General features: G+C 71.5%; 5 protein-coding genes and 1 pseudogene. All 6 read left to right on the forward strand.

Annotated features, from left to right (window positions below):
• A pseudogene (locus tag ACTS11_RS01510) lies at positions 1 to 378 on the forward strand (sugar ABC transporter substrate-binding protein); the annotation flags it as partial.
• A 71-nt stretch (positions 379 to 449) separates the two neighbouring features.
• Positions 450 to 1940 carry a sugar ABC transporter ATP-binding protein gene (locus ACTS11_RS01515; RefSeq protein WP_442638590.1) on the forward strand — a complete coding sequence of 497 codons (1491 nt, stop codon included), beginning with the start codon at positions 450 to 452 and terminating at the stop codon, positions 1938 to 1940.
• Complete coding sequence (locus ACTS11_RS01520) at positions 1937 to 2881, forward strand: ABC transporter permease (protein ID WP_442638591.1); 945 nt, start codon at positions 1937 to 1939, stop codon at positions 2879 to 2881. Before ACTS11_RS01515 ends, ACTS11_RS01520 begins: the two co-directional genes overlap by 4 nt.
• Positions 2878 to 3867, forward strand: coding sequence for an ABC transporter permease (locus tag ACTS11_RS01525; RefSeq protein ID WP_442638592.1), 990 nt, complete (start codon positions 2878 to 2880; stop codon positions 3865 to 3867). The genes ACTS11_RS01520 and ACTS11_RS01525 overlap by 4 nt, the downstream gene beginning before the upstream one ends.
• 11 nt (positions 3868 to 3878) lie before the next feature.
• Positions 3879 to 4955: a Gfo/Idh/MocA family protein gene (locus tag ACTS11_RS01530; protein ID WP_442638593.1), complete on the forward strand. Its 1077-nt coding sequence runs from the start codon at positions 3879 to 3881 to the stop codon at positions 4953 to 4955.
• A partial coding sequence (locus ACTS11_RS01535; RefSeq protein ID WP_442638594.1) for a Gfo/Idh/MocA family protein occupies positions 4952 to 5959 on the forward strand: 1008 nt, incomplete at its 3' end. The genes ACTS11_RS01530 and ACTS11_RS01535, both read left to right, overlap by 4 nt.

The raw sequence follows: 5959 nt of genomic DNA on the forward strand, positions 1-5959 counted from the left end.
GACAACGTGATCGTGGACGCCTTCATCGAGAGCGGCGCGCCGCTCGTGCCGATCGTGGGCGCGGACAACGCGGGCTTCGTCGGCCAGCTCAACAGCGTCGAGGGCCTCCAGGGCGCGGCGGTGACGAACCCCGGCTCGGTGGGCGGCGCGGGCATCGCGCTGGCCGTCGACATCCTCAACGGCGAGGCGCCCGACAGCACCACCGTGCTCGTCGATCCCGTCCTGTGGGAGAACGTGACCGAGGAGGGCCGCGCCACGCTCGAGGCGGCGCAGAACCCGAACCTCGATCCCGAATGGCCGGTCTCGGTCACCATCCCCGGCTGGACCGACTACACGATGGAGCAGATCATCGCCTGCGACGGACCGGGCGAAGGCTGATCCCCTCCACATCGACGGCGGCCCCCACCTCGTGCGGGGGCCGCTTTCCTGACCGAACGGGCCCGGGCCGCATGACCAGTGACACCGACCTCCTTCTCGATGCGCGGAACGTGGCCAAGAGCTTCGGCGCCGTCCGCGCGCTGACCGACGCGAGCCTCACGGTCGCCCGCGGCGAGGTCGTTGCGCTGATGGGTGCCAACGGCGCGGGCAAATCGACCTTCGTGAAGATCCTGACGGGCGCGCTCCGCCCCGACGCGGGCCACGTCAAGATCCGCGGGCAGTCCGCGCGCGTGGGCTCCCCCGCCGAGGCGCGGCGCTCGGGCCTCGTGCCGGTCTACCAGGAGCCTTCGCTGATCCCCGACCTCGACGTCTCCGACAACCTGCGCCTCAACGACACGCCGAAGGACGCCTTCCGCCGCTGGATGGCCGAGCTCGGGCACGAGGAGCTGGCGCTCGACGCGATGATCCGCGACCTGCCGCTCGCCACGCTGCGGATCGTGGACCTCGCCCGCGCGCTGGCGAGCGAGCCCGACGTCCTGCTCCTCGACGAGCTGACCGCCGCGCTGCCGACCGACCTCGTCGAGCGCGTGCTGAAGGTCGCGCGCGCGCAGGCCGACGCGGGCCGCGGCGTCATCTACATCTCCCACCGTTTCGCCGAGATCGCCGAGCTCTGCGACCGCGCCACCGTGCTGCGCGACGGGCGGAGCGTCGGCGAGGCGCGGATCGAGCCCGGCGTCGAGGAGCGCGTCGTCGAGATGATGCTCGGCGCGAAGATCGACCTCGGCCGCCGCGCCGCCGAGACCGCGCGCCCGAAGCCCGCGGGCCAGCCGCGCCTCAGGGTCGAGCACCTCGCCGCCGCGCCCAAGCTCCGCGACGCGAGCTTCACCCTGCATCCGGGCGAGGTCCTGGGCGTCGTGGCGCTGGAGGGACAGGGGCAGGACGAGCTCTTCGAGGCGCTCGCGGGCTTCCGCAAGCCCGCCGGGGGCACCATCGAGGTCGACGGCGCGCCGGTCCGCTTCGGCCATCCCGCCGACGCCATCGCCGCCGGCCTCACCTTCGTGCCCGGCAACCGGGCCGAGGCGCTCTTCCGCGAGCGCTCGGTGCGCGAGAACATCGCGATGCCCTTCTCCGCCCGCCTCGCCGCCTGGGGGCCGCTCAAGGCCAGGCACGAGCGCGCCCGCGTCGCCGAGGCGGTCGAGCGCCTCCAGATCGACACCCGCGCGCAGGCTGAGGTGCAGCGCCTCTCGGGCGGCAACCAGCAGAAGGTCACCATCGGCCGCTGGCTGGCGCACGGGGTGAAAACGCTCCTCCTCTTCGATCCGACGCGCGGGATCGACGTGCGCACCAAGCGGCAGATCTACCCCCTCGTGCGCGAACTGGCCGGACAGGGCGCCGCGATCCTCTACTACACCTCCGAGCTCGACGAGGTGCCGCTCGCCTGCGACCGGGCCATCGTGATCTTCAACGGCCGCGTCGTGGACACGATCGAGGCGACCGAAGCCGACGAGGCCCGCCTGATGCGCGCGGCCTACGGGCTGACGGCGCGGGAGGGGGCGGCATGAGCTTCCTCCAGAAGAACGCCTGGACGCTCGGGCTCCTCGGCCTCTTCGTCGTGCTCCTCGTCGTCACGCGGCTGATCCAGCCGAATTTCGGCGTCACCGGCATCGAGAGCCTGGCGCGCGCCGCCCTGCCCTTCGCCTTCGCCACGGCGGCGATGGCCGTCGTCGTGATCGTGGGGGGCATCGACCTGTCGGTCGCCTCCATGATGGCCGTCTGCTCGGTCACGGCGGCGGTGCTGATGGAGGTCATGGGCGGCGTTCCCGCGATCCTGATCACGCTCGCGGTGGGCGTGCTGATGGGGCTGATCAACGGCACGCTCATCGTGATCACGCGGGTGCCCGACATCGTGGTGACGCTCGCCATGCTCTTCGTCTGGCAGGGCGTGGCGCTCCTGATCCTGTCGACGCCGGGCGGCACCGCGACGCCCTGGATGCGCAGCGCGATCACCGGCTCCTTCCTGATCCCCGGCCTGCCCAACGCGCTGGTCCTCGTGGCCGTCGTCGTGGCCGCCGTGTGGATTCCCATCCGGCGCTCGAAGCTCGGCCTCGCCATCTACGCCACGGGCTCGGACGAGACGGCGGCCTTCCGCTCGGGCGTGGCGGTCGGGCGCACCAAGGCGGCGGCCTATGCCATCGCCGGCCTCTTCTCGGCCTGCGGCGGCCTCAGCCTGCTGGCGCTCACCGGCGTGGGCGAGCCCGTGCCCGGCCCCTATCTCCTGGCCGCCGTCGCCTCGGTCGTCCTCGGCGGCGTCATCCTGGGCGGCGGCGTCGGCGGCCTCCTCGGGCCGATCATCGCGGTCTTCATCCTCAGGATCATCCGCACGATCCTGACGCTCGCGGCCGTGGACCCCAACGTCACCACCATCGTGGAGGGCACCATCATGGTCGGCGTCGTGATGTTCGGCGCCTTCCTGGTGCTGAGAAGCCGGAGGCAGGCGGCATGAGCGACATCCACCCGCAGGCCGAGCGCGACGTGCCCCCGATGGTCCGCCTCGGCCGCTTCCTCAAGGACAACCCGGTCATCCCGCTGATCGGCTTCCTGCTCCTGCTCATCGGCATCCTCGAGCTGATGCGGCCCGGCATCATCTCGCCCTTCTGGGCCGGAAACCTCGTCAAGTTCGCCATCCCGCTCGCCATGCTGGCGGCGGCGCAGGTCCTGACCATGCTGACCGGCGGCATCGACCTCTCGGTCGGCATCGTCGCCACCTGCGCGGCCTTCGTCACCGCGACGCTGACCCCGCTGATCGGGCCCGTCCCGGCGATACTCGTCGCCATGGCCGTCGGCGCGCTCGTCGGGCTCGTCAACGGCTTCGGCGTCGGCATCGCGCGGGTGCATCCGCTCATCATGACGCTCGGCACCGGGCTGATCGCGACGGGCTGCCTCCAGGTCTACCAGCGCTACGTCATCGCCACCGGCTCGGACATCCCCGACATCCTCGAATGGCTCGGCACCGGGCGGACCTGGGGAATGCCGAACGGCATCTTCCTCTTCCTGCCCTTCGCGGTCTTCATCCTCTGGCTGATGCGCTACACGGGCTTCGGCCGCCTGCTCTTCGCGCTCGGCTCGAACGAGAAGGCGGCGAAGCTCTCGGGCGTGCGGTCGTGGCAGGTGCTCATCGCGCTCTACGTGCTCTCGGGGCTGATCGCGGCACTGACGGGGCTGCTCTATCTGGGCATGATCCGCGCGCCCTCGCTCTCGCTCGCGGTGCCGCTCATGCTGCCCTCGGTCGCGGCGGCGGTGATCGGCGGCACCTCGATCTTCGGCGGGCGCGGCAGCTTCGCGGGGGCAATCGTGGGCGCGCTGATCCTGCGCGTGATCGACACGATGCTGACCCTCGCCCGGATGCCCGAAGGGGCGCGCATCGCGCTCTTCGGGCTGATCATCCTGCTCGTCACCGCGCTCTACGTCCGCTTCACCGAAACCCGCTGAGGGAGACCTTCATGGCGAAGTTCCGCATCGTCGGCATCAGTTTCGACCACATGCACATGGGCGATCTCCTGCGCCTCGTGCACGACCATCCCGAGGCCGAGATCGCCGGCATCTTCGACCCGGACCGCGAGAAGATGGCGGACGCGATCCGCACCTTCGGCATCCCCGATGCGCGCGTCTTCACCGACTTCGACGCCTGCATGGCGGCCGGTCCCTACGACATGGCGATCCTCTGCGCCGCGACCGCCGAGCACGGCGCCTACACCGAGCGCCTCGCCCCCCACGGCGTCCACGTCTTCGTCGAGAAGCCCTTCGCCGCCTCGGCGGAGGAGGCGCGGCGCATGATCCGGGCGATGGAGGGCACGGGGAAGCAGCTCGCCATCAACTGGCCGCTCCGCTGGGTCGAGAGCCACGTCACCGCCAAGCGCCTGATCGAGGAGGGCATGATCGGCGAGTTGCGCGAGGTGCATTTCTACGACGGCAACCGCGGGCCGCTCTACCATCTCGCCGACAAGGTCGAGGTCTCCCCCGAGGAGGTCGAGCGCCGGAAGCCGGACGCCTGGTGGTACAAGAAGGCCTCCGGCGGCGGCTCGCTGCTGGACTACATGGGCTACGGCGCGACGCTCGGGACGTGGTACATGGACGGCGAGGCGCCGCTCGAGGTGACCTGCACCATCGACGAGACGCCGGGGATCGAGGTCGACCAGCACGCCGTCGCCGTCTGCCGCTACGCCCGCGGCCTGTCGAAGCTCGAGACGCGCTGGGGCACCTTCACCGACCCCTGGACGCTCCAGCCGCAGCCGACCTGCGGCTTCACCTTCGTGGGCACCGACGGCACCATCGCCTCGCCCGACTACGCGCGGGCCGTCACGGTGCAGACCCGCGCCCGGCCCGAGCGCCACGAGATCCCGGTCGATCCCCTGAAGGCGGGCGAGCGGAACGCCATCGAATACGTGCTCGGCTGCATCGCGAAGGGCGAGCCCGTGGGCGGGCCGCTCGACCCCGCGCTCTGCCTCACGGCGCAGCGGATCGTCGACACCGCGATGCGCTCGGCGCAGGAGAAACGCACGCTGGAGCTCCTGCCATGAGCGAGACCACGAAGGACGCCGGCGACGCCGACACCTATGCGCTGAAGGCGGGCGACCTGCCCGAGATCGCGGCGCCCGACCTGCCCTACCGCCCGCCGATGCCGCGGAGCTACCGCCCCCGCATCGGCATGATCGGCACCGGCGGCATCTCGGGCAGCCACCTCGACGCCTACCGCACGGCGGGCTGGGAGGTCGCCGCGCTGTGGAACCGGACGCGGTCGAAGGCCGAGGCCAAGGCCGCCGAATACTGCCCGGCCGCCCGGATCGAGGACGACTGGCGCGCCATGCTGGCGGATGGCGAGATCGACGTGATCGACGTCACCCTCCACCCCGAGCCGCGGGCCGAGATCATCGCCGCGGCGCTCGACGCCGGAAAGCACGTCCTCAGCCAGAAGCCCTTCGTCTCCGACCTCGACACGGGCGAGGACCTGGTGAAACGGGCCGAGGACCGGGGCGTCCGCCTCGCCGTCAACCAGAACGGCCGCTGGGCGCCGCACAAGGCCTGGATGCGCGAGGCCGTGCGCGCGGGGCTGATCGGCGACGTGATCTCGGCGCATGTGGGCATCCACTGGAACCACGGCTGGACCGCGGGCACCCCCTTCGACGAGATCGAGGACCTGATCCTCTACGATTTCGGCGTCCACTGGTTCGACTTCGTGAATTCCCTCGCGCCCGGCCGCGCGCGCAGCGTCTTCGCCACCGCGACGCCCGCGACGGGCCAGGCCAACAAGGTGCCGCTCCTGGCGCAGGCGATGATCCGGCTCGACGGCGGACAGGCGACGGTGGCCTTCGACGGCGGCGTGCCCACGGGTCCGCGCGACACGACCTTCGTGGGCGGCACCGGCGGCAGCCTCATGTCGGACGGGCCGGACCTCGGCAGGCAGGCGGTGACGCTGACGACGCCCGAGGGCATCGCGCGGCCGCGGCTCGAGGGCCAGTGGTTCAACGACGGGTTCCGGGGCACGATGGGGGAGCTTCTGTGCGCCATCGAGGAGGGGCGCGAG

This window comes from Roseicyclus sp. (genome assembly GCF_052168335.1).
Taxonomy (GTDB): domain Bacteria; phylum Pseudomonadota; class Alphaproteobacteria; order Rhodobacterales; family Rhodobacteraceae; genus Roseibacterium.

Bases quoted from the DNA above. Each gene is read 5' to 3' on its own strand.
- ACTS11_RS01515 (WP_442638590.1), top strand. From the start codon at position 450: ATGACCAGTGACACCGACCTCCTTCTCGATGCGCGGAACGTGGCCAAG.
- ACTS11_RS01520 (WP_442638591.1), top strand. From the start codon at position 1,937: ATGAGCTTCCTCCAGAAGAACGCCTGGACGCTCGGGCTCCTCGGCCTC.
- ACTS11_RS01525 (WP_442638592.1), top strand. From the start codon at position 2,878: ATGAGCGACATCCACCCGCAGGCCGAGCGCGACGTGCCCCCGATGGTC.
- ACTS11_RS01530 (WP_442638593.1), top strand. From the start codon at position 3,879: ATGGCGAAGTTCCGCATCGTCGGCATCAGTTTCGACCACATGCACATG.